1 protein-coding gene is annotated in these 24,240 nt (G+C 56.5%); it reads right to left on the bottom strand.

The features are described from left to right. Positions 1–4: 4 nt before the first annotated feature. On the bottom strand, positions 5–23,932 hold the full coding sequence (locus tag LX66_RS11635) for a Calx-beta domain-containing protein (RefSeq protein ID WP_145713365.1): 23,928 nt from the start codon (positions 23,930–23,932) through the stop codon (positions 5–7). Between the last annotated feature and the right edge of the window lie 308 nt (positions 23,933–24,240).

Below are 24,240 nucleotides of genomic sequence, written 5' to 3'. Positions count from 1 at the left end.
GCCTTTACCTCACTATTGTTATCCAGCCTTTATACTTTCTGATACCGTCCGGTTTCTTCACTTCCAGTATGTAGTAATAGGTGCTTTCATTCAGGTCGCCGCCGTTCCAGTCGTTGCGGTAGTCTTTGGACTGGTACACCATGTTGCCCCAGCGGTTGAAGATGTACAGCGCCGATCCCGGGTATTTCTCCAGTCCGCCGATGATGAACCGTTCGTTCTTGCTGTCTCCGTTCGGCGTGATCGCATTGGGGAAGAACAGGTCCTGGCCATCTATCACGATGCTGGAAGTACCTACGTTGTTGGTGCTGTCTGCATCCACGCCCTCTGCGGCGGCCGTTGCCCGGTTCACCAGTTGCCCGCCTTCAATTACCCTGGCGGTGAGCGTCATCTGCACGGTGGCATCCGGCTGCAGTTCGCCGATGCTCCATTGCACCAGCTTTGTATCCGCTATCACCCTTACCTCTCCCCGCTCTGCGGAAGTGTGGCTGGGCAGATCCAACTGCAGGGGCAGGGAGTCTGTTACTATTACACCGGTGGCGGCGATGTTGCCAATATTCCTTACCGTGATGCGGTAGGTGATATCCTGGCCCATACGGTAAGGCCCTACTGCCGGCTGCACTACTTCCTTGGTCACTACCAGGTCGCCGGAGGGCACATCATTATCCTCGATGGTCACCGTGGCTTCGGGGTTACCGGCTGTGAAGGCGTAGCTGGCGGACTGTCCGCCGTTCAGCATGAACACCACGGTTTCTGCCGGCTCTACTTCGCGGTCGTCCAGCACTTCCACGGGCACGGTTACACTGCCGGTGCCGGCGGGGATGGTGATGGTGCCGGTAAGGGCCCTGTAATCGGCATCCAGCGTGGCGGTGCCGCCTATCATATACCGGATGGTAATGGGTTCCGCCGTTGTTTTACCGCCGGCCAGGCTGATGGTGAATGCGCCGTTGGTAGCCGGTTCCGCACCGTCTGCCGCGTTGGCCACTTCCAGCACCAGGTCGGTGGCGCTATGATCGCCGTCTTCAATATTCACGGTAGCGGTAGCATTTGTACCGGCGGTGTAGGTCATGCCGGCTGCGCTGCCGCCTGTGATGGTCAGCACTACGGTTTCTGCCGGCTCTATGATATTGTCATCCAGTACATCCACCGGAACGGTCACCCCGTTCTCACCGGCCGGTATCACTACCGTGCCGCCCAGGGTGGTGTAATCCGCGCCGCCGGCAGCCGTACCGCTGATGGTGTAGCTTACCGTAATGTCTGCCGATGCGGTGATGCCTGCCGGCAGGTAGATATTAAAGCTGCCGTCCGTGGCCGGTTCTGCACCGTCCGCCACTTTTGTGGCATTCAGCACCAGGTTGGCGGGCGTACCGTCATTGTCTGTGATGTTCACGGTAGCATTGCCGTTGTTAGCGTCAGGCGCAAACGTGAAGTCTGCGGAAGCGCCGCCCGTTACCGTCATTACCACGGTTTCCGTGCCTTCTATGATCTGGTCGTCCAGTACATTCACCGCTACGGTTACGCTGTTCTGTCCTGCCGGTATCACGGCGGTGCCGGTCATTGTTGCAAAGTCTGCACCGCTGGTGGCCGTACCGCCGATGGTATAGCTCACCGTGATATCCTGGGCGGATGTTATACCCGCCGGCAGGCTGATGGTGAACGCGCCGTCAGTAGCCGGTTCTGCGCCGTCTGCCGCTTTGGCCACGCTCACTACGCGGTTTGCCGTGGTATTGTCATCGTCTGTAATATTCACCGCAGCCGTGCTGTTGGTGCTGCCTGCCGTGAAGGTAAAGCTGGTGGCTGCACCGCCGGTCAGGGTCATGGTCACGGTTTCCGTGTTCTCAATTACCTGGTCGTTGATTACGGTTACCGGTACGGCTACACTGTTCTGTCCTGCAGGTATCACTACCGTGCCGCCCAGTGTGGCGTAGTCGCTGCCGCCGGTGGCGGTGCCGCTGATGGTGTAGCTCACGGTAATGTCTTCCGAAGCCGTGATGCCTTTGGGCAGGCTTACGGTAAAGCCGCCGTTGGTGGCCGGTTCTGCCGCGTCTGTTATCCTGGCTACGCTCAGCACGGTGTTGGCGGCGGTATTGTCGTCGTCTGCTATGCTCACCGTAGCCGTGTTGGCGGCAGCAGCCGTGTACACATCACCGGTAGCGGAGGTGGATTGATCCGGGCTGATGGTGAGTATAACGGTCTCGTCCACTTCTATCACCTTATCGTCCGTTACATTCACCGGCAGGATGATGCTGCTGTTGCCGGCCGGCAGTGTTACGGCGGTGCCGGTGGCAGCGTAATCCGTGCCTTCCGTGGCCGTACCGCCCAGGGTGAACACCGCGTTGATATCCGCAGCGGCGGTGTAGCGCACACCCGGTGCTGCTTCCGGCAACCTGATCTCGAAGCGGCCGTTGGTGGCCGGTTCTGCGCCGTCATTCACCGGCACCACTTCCAGGCTACGGTTGGCAGGCGTGTTATCATCGTCTGCTATGTTCACTGTAGTGGTGTTATCGGTAGTATGCGCCGGGAAGTACAACTGGTCGCCGGTGGAGTTCTGGCCGTTGCCGCCCAGCAGCTTCACTACTACGGTTTCCGTAGCTTCTATTATATAGTCGTCTGTTACTGTTATATCTGCTTCCACGCTGTTGGCGCCTGCAGGTATGGTGATCGTGCCCATGGTGTAATCTATGCCTGCACCGGCGCTGCCGCCCAGGTTGTAAGATACCGTTACCGGGTTGGCGGCAGTAATGCCTGCCGGCAGGGATACCCGCACCCTGCCCGGCGTGGACGGCTCTGCACCATCCTGCACATGGGCAATGCTCAGCGGGCTGCCCGCAGCACCATTCACATCCACGATGTTCACAGTAGCATTTGCACTGGCCGGGTCAATGGTGAAGGGCAGCGTGGACGTAACGCCGGTCAGCGTCATGATACCGGCTTCCGGTCCTTCTATGATACCGTCGTTGTATGCCTGCAGGTCTATCATCACTTCATTGGAGCCGGCCGGTATGGTAATGGTGTTACCACTGATCACTGCGCCGCCGGGCACGGTCAGCAACTGGTAATCGCTGCCTGCGCCGCGGGTGGCATTGCCGCTCATGCTGAAGGTAATGGTGATGTCTGTAGCCGCCGTGATGCCCGGGTTCAGGCCTATGCGGTAACGTCCGTGGGTGCTTCCTTCCACTGCATCGGACACCTTCGTCAGCAGTACCAGTTGGGAGTTGCCGTTGGCGTCTTCGTCCGTGATGTTCACCACGGCGCTGCCGGCGGTGGCGCTGGCGGTGTAATTGAACTGGCCGTCGCTGCCACCGGAAAGGTTCATGATCACGGTTTCTACCGGTTCAATGATGTAATCGTTCAGCACACTTACCGGTACGGATACACTGTTCTGCATTGCCGGTATGGTTACCGGTACGCTGATAGCTGTATAGTCTGCACCCGGTATGGCGGTGCTGCCGTTGTCTATGCTGAAGTTCACCGTAATGGCCCTGGCAGATCTCAGGCCTGTGGGCAGGCTGATAACAAATGCACCGTCTGTGGCCGGTTCTGCGCCGTCGTTGCCTTTTGCCACGCTCAGCACCAGGTTGGCGGTGGTATTGTCGTTATCCGCAATGGTCACGGTGGCGGCGGCAGGAGCGCCGGGTGTGAAGGCCAGGCTGTTGCCGCTTACCGTAGCCGTACCATTGTTGATGGTAAGTATCACGGTGCGGTCGCCATCGATCACGGTGTTGTCGATCACTTCCACCGGTACCGTCACACTGTTGGTATTCGCAGGAATGGTCACGGTGCCGCTCATCTGCAGGTAGTCTTTGCTGATATCCGTTGCGGTGGCGGCAGCTTGCGCCGTACCGCTGATAGCGTAACTAACCGTCACGGCTTCCGAGATGGTGATGCCGGCCGGCAGGCGGATGGTAAAGGCGCCGTTCACCGGTCCGTTCTCATCCGCATCGGCGGTGCTGGCGGTAACCGTAAGCCTGCGGTTGGCGTCTGTATTGTCGTTGTCTGCAATAACAGCGGTAGCGCTGGCGGCGGTACCGGCCGTATATGTTTCACCGGTAGCGGCGGCGGAGGCGCTGGCGTCCAGCGTAACTACCACCGTTTCATCCCCCTCTATCTGCTGATCGTCCAGCACTGCCAGCGGCAGGTATACATTGCCTGCATTGGCCGGCAGGGTAACGGAAGTGCCCAGGTTGCTGTAATCCGCATCTGCGGTGGCGGTACCGCCTACGGCAAATACCACGTTAATATCCACGGCGGAGGTATAGCGCCTGCCGGGCACGGCCTCCTTCATCCTGATCTCGTACTGCCCGTTGTCTGCCGGCTCTGCACCGTCTTTCACCTTCACGATCTCCAGCACGCGATTTTCCGGTATGTTGTCATTGTCTGTAATATTCACCGTAGTGGTATGATCCGTGCTGTGCGCAGGGAAATACAGGTCGTCGCCGGCGGTGTTCTTGCCGTTGCCGCCCAGCAGCTTCACTATTACGGTTTCTGTAGCTTCTATGATATAATCGTCTGCCACGTTGATCGCTGCGTCTACACTGTTGGCATTGGCCGGTATGGTCACGGTGCCGGTCGTATAGTCCGCGCCCGCGGTGGCAGTGCCACTGAGGCTGTAGGACACGGTAACCGGCTGCGCTGCCGTGGTGCCGGCCGGCAGGCTTACGCGGAAGCTGCCGTTGGTGGCCGGCTCTGCACCGTTGCCCACAAACGTGATGCTAATGGGGTTGCCGGCAGCGCTGTTCACGTCCACAATATTGGCCGTAGCGGATGCGCGTGCAGGATCGATCGTAAAGGCCAGCGCGGAGGTAATATTCGTCATTGTCATCACCGCCTGCTCCGTGCCTTCCACAATGCCGTCATCGGCTGCCTGTACATCTATCAGCACTTCGTTGGCGCCGGCCGGTATGGTAATAGCGTTGCCGCTGATCACCGCTCCGCCGGGCACGGCCAGCAACTGGTAATCGCTGCCTGCGCCGCGGGTGCCGTTGCCGCTCATGCTGAAGGTGACGGTAATGTCCTGCGAAGCCGTGATGCCGGGCTGCAGGGCAATACGGTATTGCCCGTTTGCCGCACCTTCCACGGCGTCGGATACCCTGGTCAGCAGCACCAGTTGGGAGTTGCCGTCAAGGTCGTTGTCTATGATGTTCACCGTAGCGCTGGCGGCTGCCGGGTCTGCGGTAAAGCTGATGGGAGTAACGCCGTCTGCTTCCAGGCCGCTGCCGCCGCTGATGTCCAGGATCACGGTCTCTGTCAGCTCAATGATATTATCATCCAGCACATTCACGGGAATAGTTACGCCGTTATCGCCGGCCGGTATGGTCACCGTAGCCGTGATGGCCTGATAGTCAGCACCCGGGGCAGCCGTGCTGCTGCCGTTGATGGTATAGCTCAGGGTAATATCCTTCGCAGCACTTAAAGTGCCCGGCAGCTTCACGCGGAATACGCCGCTCACGCTGCCCTGCTCCTGCGCATCTGCCGTGCTGATCACGCTCAACTGCAGGTTGGCAGTGGTGTTGTCATTATCTGCAATGGTCACGGTAGCCCTGTCGGCAGGCGATGCAGCCGGGGTGAATACGCCCAGGCCGGAATTGCCGCCGGTAACGGTGAGTATCACCGTGCGGTTACCGTCTATAATATTATTATCGATCACGGCTACCGGCACCGTCACGCTGTTCTGGCCAGCGGGCAGCACCACCGTTCTCACGATGGGTTGGTAATCCACGCCTTCTATACCGCTGCCTGCAATGGTATAGCTGATGGTTATATCCTCTGCGGCAGTGGCAGCGCTGTTGGCCAGCCCGATGGTGAACGCGCCGTTCACAGGGCCATCCTCATCCGCGTTGGCTACGCCGGCGGTGGCGGACAGCAAGCGGTTGCCTGCCGTATTATCATCATCGGCAATGGTCACCGTGGCATCTGCAGGTGCGCCAACCGGCACGGGCACATTGCCCAAACCGTTCACCTGCGCTGACTGCAGCGCCATATTTACCGTTTCTGCCTGTTCTATGATATCATCATTATCCGTTCTTACGGTTACAGCCACACTACCGCTGCCGGCCGGTATGGTTACCGTGTTGCCGGTAATGGCCGTACCGCCTGCGTTTGTCAGCGTGTAGTCCGTAGCGCGAACGGCGGTGCCGCTGACGGCGAAGGTCACATCTATATCCACGGTGGTGGTGCGGCCATTTGCCAGGCGGATGGTAAAGGCGCCGTTGGTGGCCGGTTCTGCGGCATCCGGCGTAGTGGCCACTATTTCCACCTGTGCATCATCCAGGTCATTATCTGCAATGGTCACCGTGGCTTCACTGGCCGCTGCGTCCACTCCTATGCTGCCCATGGTGGGTGTAGTACCGCCGCTGATGGTCAGTATCACCGTGCGGTCGCCATCTATAATGGTGTTGTCTATCACGGGCACCGTAACGGCCACGGAAGCAGCGCCAGCCGTAATGACAGCCGTACCGCTCAATGCCGTATAGTCTGTACCAGCGGTGGCCGTGCTGGCGGCGTTAACGGTATAGCTCACCGTAATATCCTCCTTCGCCGTTACACCGGCGGGCAGGCTGATGGTGAACACACCGTTCACAGGGCCGTCCTCATCTGCATTGGCCGTGCCGGCCGTAATGCTCAATGCTGCTTTGGCGGCATCGTCGTCGGCAATGGTCACCGTGGCTTCACTGGCTGCTGCGTTCGCACCTACGCTGCCCATGGTGGGCGTGGTGCCGCCGCTGATGGTCAGTATCACCGTGCGGTCGCCATCTATCATGTTATTATCTATCACCTGCACCGGCACTACTACGGAGGGATCACCTGCCGGGATCACGGCGGTGCCGCTCAATGCCGTATAGTCTGTACCGGTAGCAGCCGTGCTGGCGGCATTTACCGTGTAGCTTACCGTTATATCTTCCTTGGCCGTTACACCTGCCGGCAGGCTGATGGTGAACGCGCCGTTGGTGGCCGGTTCTGCGGCATCCGGCGTACTGGCGGTAATGCTCAGCTCCGTTTTGGCCGCATCATCATCGGCAATGGTCACGGTGGCTTCAGCGGCTGCTGCATCCACCCCTACACTGCCCATGTTGGGCGTAGTACCGCCGCTGATCGTCAGTATCACCGTGCGGTCGCCGTCTATGATATTATTATCTATCACCTGCACCGGCACTGTTACAGACGGATCACCGGCAGGAATCACTACCGTGCCGCTCAGGGCCGTATAGTCAGTACCGGCAGTGGCCGTGCTGGCTGTGTGAACGGTGTAGGTCACCGTCATATCCTCTTTAGCGGTTATGCCGGCCGGCAGGCTGATCGTGAACGCGCCATTGGTAGCCGGTTCTGCTGCGCTGGCGGTGCTGGCGGTAATGCTCAGCATTGCCTTAGCCGCATCGTCGTCGTGGATGGTAGCGGTAGCCTCGTTGGCCGGCGCTGCTGCCGGGCTAAAGGGCTGCAGGCTGCTGCCTGTGGGCAGGTCTACCTGGGTAATGGTCAGCGTAGCCGCACGGTCGCCATCTATCAGGTTGTTATCCACCGGTGTAATGGTTACGGTAGCCGCATTCTGGCCGGCGGGAATAGTTACTGTTAATGGAGTTACATTTTGATAATCCGTGCCGTTCACGGCTGCACCCGTAAGCGTAAAGCTCACCGTGAGCGGCTCGGCCGCTGTGAGACCGGTCGGCAGGCTTACCGTAAACACACCGTCGCGGTTAGCCGCAGCCGGGTCTTCGTAGGCATCCGGCGTGCTGGCAATGGCGCTCACCTGGCGGTTTTCCGGCGTATCATCATCGTCATGAATGGTAAGCGCCGCATTATCCGGGCTGGCGGTAAAGGCCCCGTAGGGGTTGCCACCTGTTACCGTGATCGTGCTCACGCTCAGCACCACGTCACGGTCGCCGTCAATGATGTTATTATTGACAGGCGTGATAGTGACGGTAGCGGAGGATTGCCCTGCGGGAATGGTCACCGTTAAGGGGCTGATCTGCTGGTAGTCCGTACCATTCACCGCCTTACCGCCCAGCGCGAAGGTCACCTGCAGGTCGCGGGCTACCGTGATGCCTGCGGGCAGGCTCAGGGTAAACTCACCCGGCACCGGGGTTGTTCCTTCCTCCGCATCCGGTATGGAAGCGGTTACGGTCAGGGTACGGTTGGCAGTGGTGTTATCATCATCGGCAATGTTGGCAGTAGCCGTGTTCTCCGTAGCATGCGCCGTGAAGACCTTCCCGCTGCCGGTAGTAATGCTGCTGATGGTTACGATCACGGTACGGGTACCGTCTATAATGTTGTTATCGATCACATCCACCGGTACATCCGTGAAGCCGGTACCTGCTGCAATGACCACCGTGCCGCTCAGCGGTACATAGTCTGCAGCGGTGGCTGTGCCGCCAATGGTATAACTGATGGTAATATCCTCGTTGGCCAGCAACTGGTCTGTGCCAGACACCGGCAGCCTGAAGCGGAAATTACCGTCTGTGGGCGTTGTTTCATCGCCGTCGGCGGTCGTCACTACGCTCACCACGCGGTTAGCCGCCACATCATCATCATCACTGATGGTAAGCGTGGCCGTGCCGTTGGTAGCATGCGGGGTAAAGCTGCCCAGGGTGGGCGTAGTACCGCCGCTGATATCCACGATCACGGTTTCATTGCCTTCAATCAGGAAGTCGTTCAACACGGCTACCGGTACATCCACGAAGGACTGGCCGGCGGGTATTGCCACGGTGCCGCTCAGCGCCGTGTAGTCGGCACCGGTAGTGGCCGTACCGGATGTGTTTACGGTGTAGGTGACCGTTACCGGTTCCGTAGCGGTAATGCCTGCAGGCAGGCTGATACGCACAATACCGTCATTGGTACCGCCTCCGGGCTCTGTAGCTGCCCGCTGTACTGCGGCGCTCAGCACCCTGTTAGCGGCGGTGTTATCATCATCGGTAATGATCAGCTCCACGTCCAGGGTGCTTACCGTATAAGCAATGGAAGAGGCGGCGCTCTGCAGCCGGATGATCACGGTTTCATCTCCTTCTATAATATCATCGGGCAGCACCGGTACCGGGATCTCTGCATAGTTCTGGCCCGCAGGTATCACCACGCTGCCGCTCAAGGCGGTGTAGTCGGCGCCGGCGGCAGCCGTGCTGCCGGCTTGTACTGTATAGGTGACGGTTATATCCTGGGCGGCCATTAAAGCGCCGGAGGTGCCATAACCGGACAGGTGCACGCGGTATATGCCGTTGGTAGCAGCTTCCGCGCCATCCTGGTGGGAAATGGCCGTAATGGTGCGGTCATACACTTCGTCCACAATATTCACCGTGCGCTGCGCGGTGCCCTGTACCGCCAGGGATGCGGCCGAACCATCGGTATGAGTGGTGGCAGCGCCATCCAGGCGGAACACCAGCGTTTCCTGGCCTTCTATCAGCAGATCGGCTGCTGCCTGCACCGGCAGGGTCACCGTGTTCTGGCCGGCTGGTATGACCACCGTACCGGTATGGGTAACGGGGTCATAGCTGCCTCCCAGGCCGGCATAGTTAATTGTATAATCGTTATCGCTGGCGGTGCTGCCGGCAGACAGTACGGTAAAGCTTACCGTTGCATCCTGGCCGGCTACGGCGCCGCCTGTAAGGGCAAAAGTAACGGAGCCATTTGCCGAACCATTCTCATATGCATCGCTCACAGCGGTGAAGCTGACGCCTGTTCCGCTCTCGCTGTCCAGGATGTTCACATCCGCAGGGCCGCCTACCGTGAAGGTTTCCGCTGTGCCACCGTAGGTAGCTGCAGCGCCGCTCATGGTAAGCGTCACTATTTCTGTACCCTCCAGTATATTGTCGTCTGTTACGCTTACGGGAACGGATACGGTTGACTGGCCGGCGGCTATTACAGCAGTAGTACCCATGCTGCCATAGTCAGTGCCTTCGGTGGCGGAGCCGGTAATGCCAAAGGTTACGTTAATGGGTACGGCAGAGGTATAGCGCTGGCCTGCGGCGTATTCCGGCAGCCGTATGCTGAAGGAGCCGTTGGTATTGGGCTCTGCGCCATCGCTCACTTTCACCAGCTCCAGGGAGCGGTTGGCGGTGGTGTTATCATCATCGGCAATATCAATGCTGATGATGTTGCTGTTGGCAGCGCCCGGGTCCGGCGGGAAGCTGCGCGGGGTAGCTTCCACGCTGTTGCCGCCCAGCAGTTCTATTTCTACATTTTCTGTTGCTTCCAGTATGTGGTCGTCTATTACGCTCAGCGGTACGGTTACAGACGGCTGGTTAGCCGGGATGGTAACCGTGCCTATAGGCTGGTAGTCCAGTCCCTGGCTGGCAGTACCGCGTATCACGATGGACACATTAATATCCTGGCTATAGGTGTTGCCGCTCAGGATACCTACTGTAAAGGTGGTATGCGTATTAGGCTCAGCCGCGTTGGCACCGGCGGAGATCACCAGGTTGTTCTCTTCCGCACCGTTCACATCCAGCACGTTCACCGTGGCGCTGCCGGGGCTCAGCGTATAAGGGTTGCCGTTCTCATCCGCTGCATTGGACAGGGTGAGGATCACGGTTTCCGTTGGCTCAATAGCACCGTCGTCCACTGCGTCCACTTCTATGATCACGGAGTTCTGGTTCGCGGGAATGGTAATCGTATGCGTGGTAGTGTTCAAATGCGGTACGCTTACCAGCGTATAGTCTGTGCCGGCGCCGGCGCCTTCCACTGCGGTACCGGTCAGTGTATAGGTAACCGTAATGGGGGTGGCGCTGATCACGTTGTTGGGCAGTGCTATTTCAAACTGTCCTTTGGCGCCGCCTTCTACGGCGTCTGATACGCGGGTGAGCAGTATTACATTGGAATTGGCGTTGTAGTCCTCATCGGTAATGTCCACCGTAGCGGTGTTGTCCGGCGCGGCGGCAGCAGCGTAGCTGTTTACACCGTCATTGCCGGCTGTAGCGGCCAGGTCTACCTTCACGGTGCGGGTGCCGTCTATCACGTTGTTGTTGATCACGTTCACCGGTATGGCAGCACCGGGCTGACCAGCCGGTATGGTCACCGTACCGCTCAGGGCACTGAAATCCGTGCCCGGAACGGCGGTGGAGTTGGTTCCGTCAAAGGCGTAAGTCACCGTAATATCGCGGGACGCGGTGTAGCCGGCCGGCAGGCTTACGGTAAAGAAGCCATTGGTACCAGGCTCTGCTGCGTCCTGTGTAGCTACTATGCCCAGTTGCAGGTTGGCAGCCACATCGTCGTCGTCATCAATGGTCACGGTAGCCGGCGTGGTATTTACGCTTAGGGGCAGGCCCGTAGCGGTAGCGCTGGCCAGCGTCATATCCACCGCTTCATCCCCTTCAATGATCTGGTCGTCCAGCACGTGCGCTGTTACCGTTATGCTGGTCTGGCCTGCAGGGATCACCACCGTATTCGCGCTGATCAGCGCATCCGCACCATCGCGCAGCTCGTAGTCGGTATCACGGATAGCTGGCCCGTTCACACTAAAGGTAACAGTAATGTCCGCTGCCGCGGTAACGCCTGTGGGCAGGCCAATGGTGTACTCGCCGTGCACCGGCGTGGTGGGATGCTCGGCTGCGGCAGGCTGTGTAGCCGTTATCACCATCTGTGTTTTGGCAGGGTCTGTACGGTCGTCGTCGAAGATGGTAAGCGTAGTGGTGCGCAGGGCAGGGTCATCCGGGTGGGCCGGGTAAGCGCCGCCATTGCCGTCCTGCAGGTTCACTACAATTGTTTCATCGGTTTCCAGCACATTGTCATTCACCACCTCCAGGGTAACCGTGGCATTGTTGTCGCCGGCAGGTATCACTACCGTGCCGGTCATGGTGCCAGCCGTAAAGCCGGCGGCAATGGAATAATCATCCGTATAGGCAGCGCTGCCGGATGCGTCTATCACATAGGTAACGGTAATATCTTCGGAAGTGCGGATGCCGGCGGGCAGGCTTACCCTGAACACCGCATTTTGCGGCGCGCTGCCGGCAGGCGCTGTTTCATACCCGTCTGTTACCCGCGTAATGCTCAGGTAACGGGCGGAAGGCGGATTGTCATCCTGGATGGTAACAGTAGCCGTAGCCGCCGCAGCATCCGGGGTAAAGTCGCCCAGCGTGGCGGTAACGCCCGCCGCGGGGCTGGCCAGGTTGGCGATCACTGTTTCGTCCGGCTCCAGCAGGTCATCATTCTGCACCTGCACCGGCAGCACCACGCTGTTGCTGCCGGCGGGGATCGTAATGGTGCCGGTGTTGGTACCGGCATCATAGCCCGCCAGTATATAATCATCCGCATAGGCTGCCGTACCGGCGCCCAGGCTGTAAGTAACCGTAACCGGCTCACTGGCGGTAATACCAGCGGGCAGGCTGAAGGTAAGCTCCCCGTTCACCGGTCCGGCTTCCATGGCCGGGGTGATGGTAGCCGTAACAGCTATCACGCGGTTGACCGCAGTATTGTCATTGTCCGCAAGGGTGGCGTCTGCTTCAAACTCCGTGCTGTGCAGGGTGTAGGTACTCGTTCCACTAATAGCCCCGGTAAGGGTAATATGGATATTCTCTGCATTTTCGATCACGCCATCGTCTATTACGGTGGCCAGCACTTCCACGCTGTTGCTGCCGGCCGGGATCACCGCAGTGCCGGTAAGGGTAGCGGGGTCCAGACCAGTTATCGTATAATCTTCGGTGTTAGCAGCCGCGCCGCTCACCTGGTAGGCAACGGTAATGTCTTCCGCGGCCTGCAGGTCGCCGGGCAGCTTGATGGTAAATTGGGCGTTCACCGGTCCGGTCTCGTCACCGTCCGTATCTTTTATCACGCTTACCACACCGGTAGCGCTGGTGATGCCGCCGAATACAGAGAAACCCTGTATGCCGCTAAATTCCACGTATGCCACACCATCGGCAGCGCCGGTAGCAACAGACGTAAGCGGCTCCATGCCGGCCAGGCCGGCGGCGCTTACATTCGCCACCACATCGGCTACCGTACCGGTACGTTTGAACCAGGTCCAGGTTTGGGCAGTGCTCACACCACGGGTGGCGGACAGGTAGCTCTCGGCAGCGGTCCGCTCGGTTTCATCCCACAACAGGCGCACTTTTACGCCGCCATTCTGATCCAGTGGCGCAGTACCGGTATAATTGATCTGCAGCAGGCGGCGCATCAGTTGCACGCCATAGTCTGTACCGCTGTTGGCGCCCAGTTCCGTATCCATATTCCGGTTCACGGAGATGGTGGCGGAGAATTCGGCGGGGTTCAGGGTATTGCCATTGGGATCTATGGCAGCCAGGTATTTATCCGGGTCTGCCGGGTCTTTAAAGTACAGCCAGCCGTCACTATCCACGCAGGCGGCGGTCGTAATCGTTTCTGTATTATCCGGCACCAACTGCGCTACCGGGGTAGCCACGTTGCGGGTTACCAGGGTAAGCACCATGCCATTAGCCAGGGTAGCAATGTTGTCAAAAGTCACTATGTCGCCATTCAGCGCTGTGGCGGGGATCAGCTCGTAATCCGCGGCAGACAGGCTGGCAAAATCGCCGCTGCCGGTCTTGTCTACCAGCAGGGCATAATGCGCCAGCTCCGTACCCGCCCGCGTAATGCCGGTGAGATCAAAGGATAGTGTTAAAGGTTGTGTGGCATTATCAAAGCTGGTGGACTGTACCTTCCACTCCTGCGTTAACCGTTCCTGGATACAGGTGGGCGGCAGGTCGGTACCTGTTACCGTGGTGGCGGTGCTGTTGGCAGCCAGCATAAAGAAGCTCTTGTCTGCTGCAAAGGTATTGGTGTTATCTGCATTGGTAGCTGCGATGGTGCGCAGACCTATTGTGAGTACGCTGCCGGGGTTCACGCTGCGGGACTGCTTCTGCAGTAATGCGGAGGCGTCGTCGCGGCCGATACCGAAGATGTTGATCTTGTAGGCGCCGTTATCGGCGGCGGTCCAGAAAGGTGTAACATCAGATGCAGTATAGTTAGTCGGCGTGGTCTGATCCAGGGTCAGGCCGTATTTCAGGGCCAGATAGGATTCTACACGGTTGCTGTTCTCAGGCGTGAGCGCGGACCTGTAGACGATCACTTCCGGGATCTTACCGTTAAAGACGCGGTTGTCAAAGCTAGCGCTACCTGCGGTACGTCCGCCTACTTCAAATAAAGTGGTTGCGTAACCAAGACAATTTGCACCGGCAGCCACTTCCGTTCTGCCATTAACGGCAAGCATGGAATTAAGACCATTACCAGGGACTGTATAAATACCACGTACTGCTCTTGGTACTCCTGTGGTAGGCGAAGTACTTGCAGCAGGGGAGCATCCGGCTCCGTCCAGGGAATAAACAGTAGCACTGGCACTCAGACCCATACCGGCTGAACCGCCATCATTAGTGGTCCAGTCCGCCAATCCGCTAAATACGCCTCCAAAGCCTCCTGCTAACGCCCCTTCCACCATGTTCACACTAAAGATGGTGGTTGGTGTAGAGTTCCAGTCGGCGACGGCATTGCCTTTCAGCGACCTGTTCACGGCTCCGGTGAAGTCAACGGAGGGGTTGAAGTTGATGGCGTTTGGCACCTGTACGATAGCTGCGGTGGGGGTAACAGGATCTGTATGCGTGATCGTGGAAGCGCGCAGTTCGCTAACGGTATTGTTGCTGCCGCTCTGATCGATCCACTGCTCTACATTGTTGCTGGCATCCACCTGTACGCCGGCGTCTGCTTTCACCCATAATACATCGCCCAGCACACCGCCCGGCGCTGTCACCAGCGCGGCGAAGGTGAAGTACTGGCCGTTGTTCAGGTCAACGGTAACCACATAATAATCGACACCATCTATAGTGGTAAACGAAAGCGTGCTGTACTGGTCAGTTCCATCAATGGTAGCATCATCGCTCACCACCAATTGCGGCGATGAAACGCTGGAGGATATCGCAGTGGCAGGAATAGCTATTTGCACGTTACCTACGGTTCCTGTTTCCTGTACTTTCCATATCCTGGTCATGCGGGCGGTAATACCCGGTGTTCCTGTCATGGCAGTGGCGAAACCGGTGGAAGCACCGTCATCACCCCATGTCAGGTATGTTTTATCAGCAGTAAAGCTGTTGGTATTAGAAAGGTTGTCTGTTGCAATAGCGCCCAGGCCTACTATGGGCTGGAAACCGGTGTTTATGCTCCTGGACTGCTTCTGGTTCAGGCCTTCTACATCATCGCGGCCGATGCCGGTGATGTTGTTCTTGTAAATACCATTGGCGGCGGCATCCCATACTTTGGTGGTGCCGTCGGTGGCCAGGTAATCAGTGGGTGCTGTCTGATCGATCGTATAGCCGTACTTGATGGCCAGATAGGTGGACACTCGCTGCAGCTCGGTGGCTGTTAACGCAGTAGGATATACGATAACATCACCTATAACACCGTTCCAGGACTGGGCGCGATCCCAGGGCCAGGCGCCTATTCCGGCGGCGACGTTGCCCGTATTCCATCCTTTGGCCACTGGCCCGCCTAACACTTTCATCTTGCTGTACAAGGTGGCATTGCCGCCATTACCTGACCATACGCCCACCATTTCGTTAAACACGCCTGATTGCCAGTTACCGGCGGGGCTTGTCACGTCATTGGCCCATCCCACAAAATCGGCAGTTCCGTTTCCACCTACGACTGCCATACCGCTACCCACGTTGGTAGCTCCGGCGCCATATGCAAGAATGAACTTGTTGCCGCCGGCGATGCTGGTTAAGCTACCGGTGTTGAAGAATGTTCTGGCGGTAGTGCCTACCGGCAGTTTAGAAATAGCCAGGTCCATGAAATCAGTACCGTCAAATTTCACTACCGGGTTAAAATTGACGTTGTTCGTAGTGTTATTCAGGTACAGGGGCTGGCTGGCTGCCACGGTTGCCGTGGCGTTGTTCAGCTCTGATGCATAATCCGTCCAGCCGCTGATGGCAGTATTATCCGTAGTGCTGGAAGTACCTGCATCCGGGCGTAACCAGAGTGAGGTTCCCACCACACCGCCGGGGGTCTTGATATAAGACCCAAAGCTGAAGTACTGTCCGTTAACTACATCAACTGTGGCGGCGTAGTGTTTCACCCCATTCAGGGTTATTGCTGTTAATGGATAGAAAGTATCCGAGCCATCAATCGTAGCATCGCTACTGGTGATAAGATAAGTTTCTTTGGCGTTGGGCAATGCATCATATGGCACTGCAATCTGTACGCTGCCAATAGTACCGGTTTCCTGTACTTTCCAGATGCGCGCCATACGGTAATTCACTGCGGGGTTACCGGTGATCGCCGTTTTGAATAATGTGCTGGCGCCATCATCGCCCCATACCATATAATTCCTGTCAACTGCAAAGCTGCCGGTGTTGGCGAGGTTGGTTTCGGCGAGGTCGCCCAGGCCGATGGCAAGCTGCATGCCGGCGTTGATGCTCCGGCTTTGTTTCTGTAAAAGGTCTTCCACATCATCGCGGCCTATACCGGCAATGTTGTTCTTGTAAGCGCTGTTGGCGGTAGCGTCCCATACTTTGGTAGTACCGTCAGTAGCCAGGTAATCGGTAGCACCGTTATTGAGCGTAATGCCATACTTGATGGCCATGTATGTATTGATACGCTGCTGCTCAACCGCCGTCAGCGCATTGGTATAAACGATCAGGTCGCCCATACGGCCATTGTAAGAGTTGGTGTTGGAGCCCAACTGGAAAATGCTATTGTTACCGGTAAATGTACTGGTATTATTACCAGTGGCCACACTTAAGCCATTCCTGTAAATGGCCTGCTTGTTGGTAGCAAGACTAATATCGCTGGTAGTAGTCCAGAGAATAACCTGGTTACTAATATCTCCTGCGTTGTAGGTAATACGGTTACTGATATAAGGAGCATCCCAGTAAACGACATTGTCGCCCCAGGTGGCATGCAGCGTAAACTGGGTGCCTGTGCCGGCTTGTTCCGTAAAAATAACGGTGTTAACCGGAGTCGTTTGGCTGGCTGCAAAGAAGGCGTTGGCAGCGGTATAGCTGCCTGTCTTGAGCAACGAGCCGCCCGTCATCGAATGAGGAGCGCCATTGAACCTTACCACTGGGTTAAAGTTCATGTTGCTGGCGGCATTGTTAAAGTACAATGGTTGATTGGCCGGCGTAGCTTGCGCTACATTATTCATATTGGGACTGTAATCGTTCCAGGTGCTTATTGGCGTATTGTCTGCGGTAGCGGAAGTACCTATATCCGCGCGCAGCCATATCATGGAACCACTGCTTACGCCGCCCGGGTATTTCACCGGTGCGCCAAAAGTGAAATACACACCGTCGGGCATCAGGCTGGTGTTGAGCACAACGGTCTTGTCGGTATTCACCGGCAATTCCTGGTTGATCGTAGCGAATGTGGGATCGGTGCTGATCAGCAGGTATACGTTCGTGCCGGTTGCATTTGCCTTCAGGGTAATATTTTGATCGGCCCAGTTGGTTTTATCCACCTTCCAGACACGGGGAAGGCGGCGGGTTACATTTGTACCGCTCACCACCTCCGCGTATGAGGTGGCAGACAGGCCGTTGTCCGCGAATACGAAGAAGGATTTATCATTCGTGATCGTATTGGTGTTCTGTTCGTTGGTAATGGCAATACTGCTGCCCAGGGCAATGGTCACAAAGCCGGTATCCACGCTCAGGGACTGCCTGGTGTTCAGGCTGGTAGCGTCATCGCGGCCTATACCGGTAATGCGGTGTTTATAAGTGGCGTCCGCTGTCCAATAAGATGAGCCATCCGTATCCAGGTAATCGGTAGCGCCGTCGTTCAGCGTAATGCCGTACTTAATGCCCAGGTAAGATTCTACCGACTGGCGTTCCACATCTGAAAGCACACGGTCGTAGGCGATCACCTCTCCCATGCTGCCCATCCAGTAAAGTCCACGGGCGGCTATGGTGCGGGAGCCAATGGAAATTAAATTGGCAGTGTTGGGAATGAGGGTAGAGGTGCCCTGGATGTCGAGCGCATGATCTTCGAACAGACGCAAGCCGTTTGCAGTGCTGGATTCAGTAGCGCTGAAAATATACGTTCTATTGGGCAGGATTATCTTATTGCCCCCGGCTCCCGTAATAGCCGCCGCATTCTCCAGGAAATTCAATTTGGCTGCATTCGTGATTCTGAACTCCATGCCATGGGCGGAACCTACGTCCCCGCTGCTCACCAGGTCCCTCACCGCGTTATATCCGCTCCCGCTGGCAACAACGAAAATAGTGGAAGTGGCAGGATTTATACGTGCGGTAGTAATATCCAGGAAGTCATCCGTGCCATCAAACCCCAAACTGTAGTTGAAGTTCAGGCCCCTGGCGTCCGTCACGGGCTGACCGCTTACCACGCCCTGGAAAGCGTTGTTGCCGAAATTGCTGAAGTCATTCCAGCGGCTGCCGCCGGACCTGCCGTCATCGGCGCGCAACCAGAAGGTGATACCGTCCTTCACGCCGTTCGGTCCTTTTGTTGCCCTGGCAAAAGTGAAGTAGGCGCCATGGGGCAGCAGGCTGCTGCTGATCGTAACAGCGCCATCTTCATTTAATATATAGGCAGCATCTCCAGTGCCGAAAGTCTCGTCCGCGCTTACCAGCAGGTAGGTTTCCGCCTGGTCTCCTCCTTCCAGTTGCAAGGTAATGTCCTGGGTAGCCCAGTTGAACTGCTGCGCTTTGAAGATGCGGGTCATACGGCTGTTCACACCAGTAATACCGCTCACCGGGGTCAGGTAAGTGATAGCGCCACCGTCATCGCCGAAGCTAAAGAAGGAAAGATCGTTGGTAATGACCGCTGTATTGGCCTGGTTGGAAACGGCCACCGCTGTTCCCACTGCGATGGTCACCATACCGGTATCCACGCTCCGTGATTGTTTCTGGTACAGCATGCCCCTGTTATCACGGCCTATGCCGGTGATATGTTTGGCGTAGCTGCCGCCGGTGGCTGCTTCCCACATTTTGGTAGCGCCATCGCTGGCGATATAGTCCACGGGAGTACCCAGCCCCAGCGTAAGCCCATACCGGAGAGCCATGTAGGATTGCACCTGCCGGCGCTCCAGGTCGCTCAGCTTACGGGAGTACAATATCACTTCCGGGATGTCTCCATTAAAGACGGAGTTATGGCCGGCGCCGATATAGTTCCAGGTAGCTGCAGAAGTAAAGCTCACGGCATTGGTATTGGCCGTTAACAGCACCTTGCCATCAATACCGGCTGCCCAGTCGTTGGTGGCGCTCCAGCTATTCAGCAGATGTGGATTACGCACATTTACCGTAGCCGGGTAAGCAAAGTTCCGGCGGGCGGTACCGGTGCCAAAATACGTATAGTGATTATTGTTGCTCCAGGTATATACAGCCTGCCCCCCGGCATAAATGCCGCCAAACTCAAAGGGATAGTGTGTAGTAGCAGTCGTGTTATCCAGATTGGACAACTGTACAGAGAATATCTCCCCGGCTGTCATGGTATTCGCAAACTGGGCAAGCCTGAAATAGGTGCCGCCGGCAAAGCCGATACCCGGGTTAAAGTTGAAGGAAGCAGGCTTCCATGTTGCCGCGGCTGAATTTACTTTGGGCCATACCCGTGCGGCAGGGCCTATTTCCTTCCACTGGGTGACATTGCTCCCGCCTGTTGTACCCGTATCCGCCCGGAGCCATACGTTCAGGCCGGCTGCTACACCGGCAGGGCCGCGCTGTGCGCTGCCAAAGGTGAAATAGGCGCCATCCGGCAGGAGTTCGCTGTCCAGTGTTCTCAGCCCTCTTGCATCCAGTTGATACACCTGGTCTCCTGCTCCAAAGGTCTCATCACTGCTCACCAGCAGGTATTTGGTGCTGTCTCCTCCCATCAGCGCCAGCCGGATGCTGCTTTGCGCCCAGTTGGTGCGATCTATTTTAAAGATGCGCGCCATGTGCAGGGTCACATCTCCCAGCCCGGTAACGGCCTGGGTATAGTCCGTTGCTGCACCGTTGTCGCTGAAGGTGAAGAAAGAAAGGTCATTGGCTATGATATGCTGGTTCTCCCGGTTGGAAGGCGCAAAGCCGGTGCCTACGGTAATGCTTACAATGGCTTCTACCTCCTGGGAGCGGCTTTGCTTCTGGAGCAGGGTGCCATTGTCATCCCGGCCGATGCCGGTGATGCACTCACCGTAGCCGGTATTCTTGGACGCCGTCCACATCCGGGTGCTGCCGTCGCTGGCGATGTAGTCCGTCATATTGCCTGCGGCATTCCGGAGGGTGAGCGCGTATTTCAGGGCCAGGTAGCTGTTCACCCGGATACGCTCCGCATCGTCCAGCCGCCGGTTATAGAAGATCACTTCGGAGATGCGACCGTTAAAGATAGAGTTATGCCCGGCGCCAATGGCGGTATTGGTAGCCGCTCCCCTGCCGAAAGAAACAGCCAGGGCAGTGCTGCTGCCGATTGTTCTCCCATCAAAGTTCAGCGCCCAGTTACCGGGAGCGCTCCAGTTATTTAATATATGCGCCCGCTGCATGTTGATACCGCCCAGGGGATAGCCCGGCCGGGTGGTGATGCCAAAATGCGTATAGTGGCTTCCGTTGCTATAATGATAGTGCTGGGCAGTAAGGGCGCTGGGGTCACCGCCAAACTCAAAGGGGAAGCTGGCAGTGGTGGAATTAGCTGCCAGGTGGGAGAACTGCACGGAAAATATTTCTCCCTGGGTATAGGATGCGGTGAATTGCGGTACGCTAAAGTAGCTATTCCCGGCAAAATTGACCGTCGGGTTATAGTTAATGGAGTTCGACTGCCAGGGAAGTGTCACATTCGCATGCGCTTTGGGCCACACTCTCTGCACCGCCTGGTCGGTCCAACTGCTCACGTTATTGTCAACAGCCGTTATACCCGCATCCGCTTTTACCCAGGCCTGCAGATCCGTAGCTACCCCGCCGGGGAAGCGCTGCTGCCTGCCGAAAGTGAAGAACACGCCGCCGGCCAGGTCGGCGCTGGATACGGTTACCCTACCGGTGCTGCTCAACTGCAGCTCGCGGGTAATGGTGCCGAAAGCAGCATCTGTGCTGATGAGCAGGTAATTATCCTGCGTGCCGCTTTCCAGTTGCAGGGTCACCTGCTGGCTGTCGTCCCAGGCAGCGCTTTGCTGTACCTTCCAGACGCGGGCCATCCGGTGAGTCACGTTAGCGCCGGTTACCGCCGTGAAGTAATTAGTGCTGCCGCCGTTGTCGCTGAACACCAGGAATGCCTTATCGTTGGTAAAGGTATTCGTGTTGGCTGCATTGGAAGCGGCAATGACATCCCCCAGGGCGATGGTTACTATACCGGTATCCTGGCTGAGCGACTGTTTCTGGTTCAGCATGCTGCAATCATCACGGCCAATGCCGGTGATGCGCCCGCCATAACCGGTATTGGCGGAAGCGGTGTACATCTGCACACTGCCGTCGCTGGTAATATAATCAGCGGTACCGCTTTTAAGGGTGATACCATATTTTAGCGCCATGTAAGATTCAATGCGCTGCACTTCGTCGGGTAAGAGATCCCGGCTATAGACGAACACTTCCGGAACAAGTACTTTGGCGTAATCGCTGTATGCGGCCCCGCCTACATCGAGCGTCCATACACTTGCATCAGAAGTAGCGCCGGTTTTCAACGCAGTGCCATTGCTTCTGAATTCATAGGCGCCGGTAGTGCCCCTTTCATATGAATAGAGCTTGCCCTTCGTGGTAATGGCGCCACCTGTATTCAGCCAGCCTTCTACATATAACCGGTTCTCAAGACCCGCCTGCCAGCCAAATAACTTATTACCGGTAGAGCTGGTGAATACGCGGCCGTTCTGGGTTCCTTCCAGCAGCCCCATACCCATCATTGTATATTGGCCGGTAACACCTGCTGCGGCGGGCACACGGTGCGCGTCATTCCCATCATAGTAAATAGCGGGGTTGAAGTTTACCATACCGGTAGCACCGTCCGGGTCTCCTATAACAGTCATATGATTAGCGTTGCCGGAGATATCACCCCAGTTCATGCCATTCACTGCCTGATCTGCGCGGAACCAGGCCTTGATACCATCGTTCACACAGGCAGGGCCGCTGAAGCTCATGGGTATGCTGTTGCCAAACTCGGAGGTGCCGCAATTATTGGCGGATATGCGCAGGGTAGCTGTCCAGAAACCAAGGCCGGTAGCGCCCGGCCCTGTGTTGTAGCTGATGGTATGCGTAGAAGAACCGGCAGCAACGCCGGTTAAAGTGGTAACATAATATTGCCCGCTCGTTTTACTCGTAGCGGGATCATTGGCGTAAATATCCACCGTGTATTGCGCACCTGCGGTGATGTTGGGAATAGTGAGCTGCAACTGGTACTGCCCGCCGCCCAGGCTGTTGGAAGACACCAAAACCGGCGTACGGCCGGCAGCAGCGGTATAAGTACAGTTGCCGGCCGGGTTGGCGATACCCAAACCGGTATTATTATAAATGGAGTTATTGGTGATGACTACTTTGTTGGGCGCATCATTATGAACGCCATTGCCACCATTTCCATGTACCACGCAACCGCTCACCTGCGCATCTGTTACACCGGCGCCGCCGTAGAACCAGATGCCATTGCTGGTATTATTCACTACGGTGTCGCCCGTCAGGTCATAATCAGAAACCGCGTTGGCGCCATTGAGCACAATACCGCTCCGGGTGTTGTTCCTGAAAGAAGAGTTAACAATGTCTACATTACTGCGCGCGAAGTTCCCACCGAATTCAATGCCATCCTCGTTCGCGGTAAATCTTGAATTCGTGACCAGGAAGTTGGTCGCCGCTGCTACCGCAACTATCCCCTCGTTGTCAAATTCATTAAACGAAACGTTGTCGATCGTTACATCGGTTGCGGCGCCCAGGAAAGCGATGCCATGAATCCCATCAACCGTATTGGCCGGCTTGTCGCCATCCAGTACCGAATTAGTGATGTTAACGCCGTTTACCGTGGTTTCGAACCTGATATACGAGGAACCACCGTGAAGACCCGGCATTCTGTTCTCCATCAGGGCCTGGTTGATCGTAATATTGCTGGCAGCGCTCCTGAACCAGACATTATAGATATCGTTCTCGTTGAAATTGACTGTATCCAGTGTTATATTGTCCGCAGTATTATCAAAGCGAATGGCATAGTCCCCGTCATCATCTGCACCTATCACATCCATGTCCACTGTAAACCTGTTCAGCTCTATATTGGTGCTAACAAAATCGCTGTAAAAGCCCAAAGCCACGCCGCTCCACAAGCTGTCGATCGTCACATTCCTGAACATGATATTATTCGCCGTTTCTACCGCACCGCCGGTATTGTCCAGCACAATGCCGTTCTGAAAACCGCTGATATTGGAATTCGTCAGCGTCCACCCGTTCACCGACGCATCGCGGAACACGATGCCCTCCGCTCCGCGGACATTTCCCGCGGTGCTTAGCTGGATGTTATCCATCACCAGGTTCGTATGCATGCCGGCCTGAAAATAAAAAGCCCGCCCGATATGAGGACTGGGGCCGGAAGGTTCCACATCCGTTGAATAGATATTTCTTACTGTCAGGTTGGTAGTTGCCCCCCGTACCCGCATGAATGCATTCAGGAAATTGCCCACTGTACTGTAGGCATGTATGTTCTCTATAGTAATGCCCGTTGTATTGGCAAATATGTCAAAGTCAATGTCGCCGTTGTTGGTTAAGGTAAAGTTGCGTATGGTTACGCTGTCTGCGTTGATCATAAAGGGGTTGATCACACCATTGGGCCCCGGGGCATTGATGGTGATCCTGTTCTCACCGTCGATCAGCAGCTTCTTTGCCGTAATGGTGGGCAATGAGGTCAGGATGGTGATCTGCCCGTGCACATTGAACACAATGCTGTGCGGGCCCGCTCCCGCGGCATTGGCATCCAGTATGGCCTGTCTTAACGATCCGGGGCCGGCATCATTGGTATTGGTGACCGGGAAGGTACTGGCCGTTGCCGTGACAGTAGCCATCAAAGCAAATGACAGCAGCAGCAGGTATTTGCTGCAAAAACGGATAATAGGTGCAATAGAAGTTGAACGGGACATGACGCAATAGCTTTGGGTAAAGAGGGGCTGTTCCGTGCTGCCGAAGGCTGCGGCAGATCGGAAAGGGGCCCGGTACGGGTCTCAAAAAAGGCGTATTTAGATATGGTTACTACATACTTATAAAACCGGACGGTTTATAACCGGCCGGTCTATGCAACAGCGCTAATCGGGTAAAGTTTCCCATAGGAAAATGTTGTGGTTATAAAAAAAGGTTACTGAACGGATTCACAAAGCTAATTTCGACAATATCACTGCATAGGTTTGTAGTAATCATTCTTAATAGTTGTAGTAATTGTACTACAAAAAAC

The organism is Chitinophaga japonensis, from assembly GCF_007830125.1.
Taxonomy (GTDB): Bacteria; Bacteroidota; Bacteroidia; order Chitinophagales; family Chitinophagaceae; genus Chitinophaga; species Chitinophaga japonensis.
Note: the sequence above shows the minus strand (reverse complement) of the source record. Positions and strands in the feature narration are given on the sequence as shown.

Coding starts and splice junctions, on each gene's coding strand:
- LX66_RS11635 (WP_145713365.1), bottom strand. CDS start 23,932: ATGTCCCGTTCAACTTCTATTGCACCTATTATCCGTTTTTGCAGCAAA.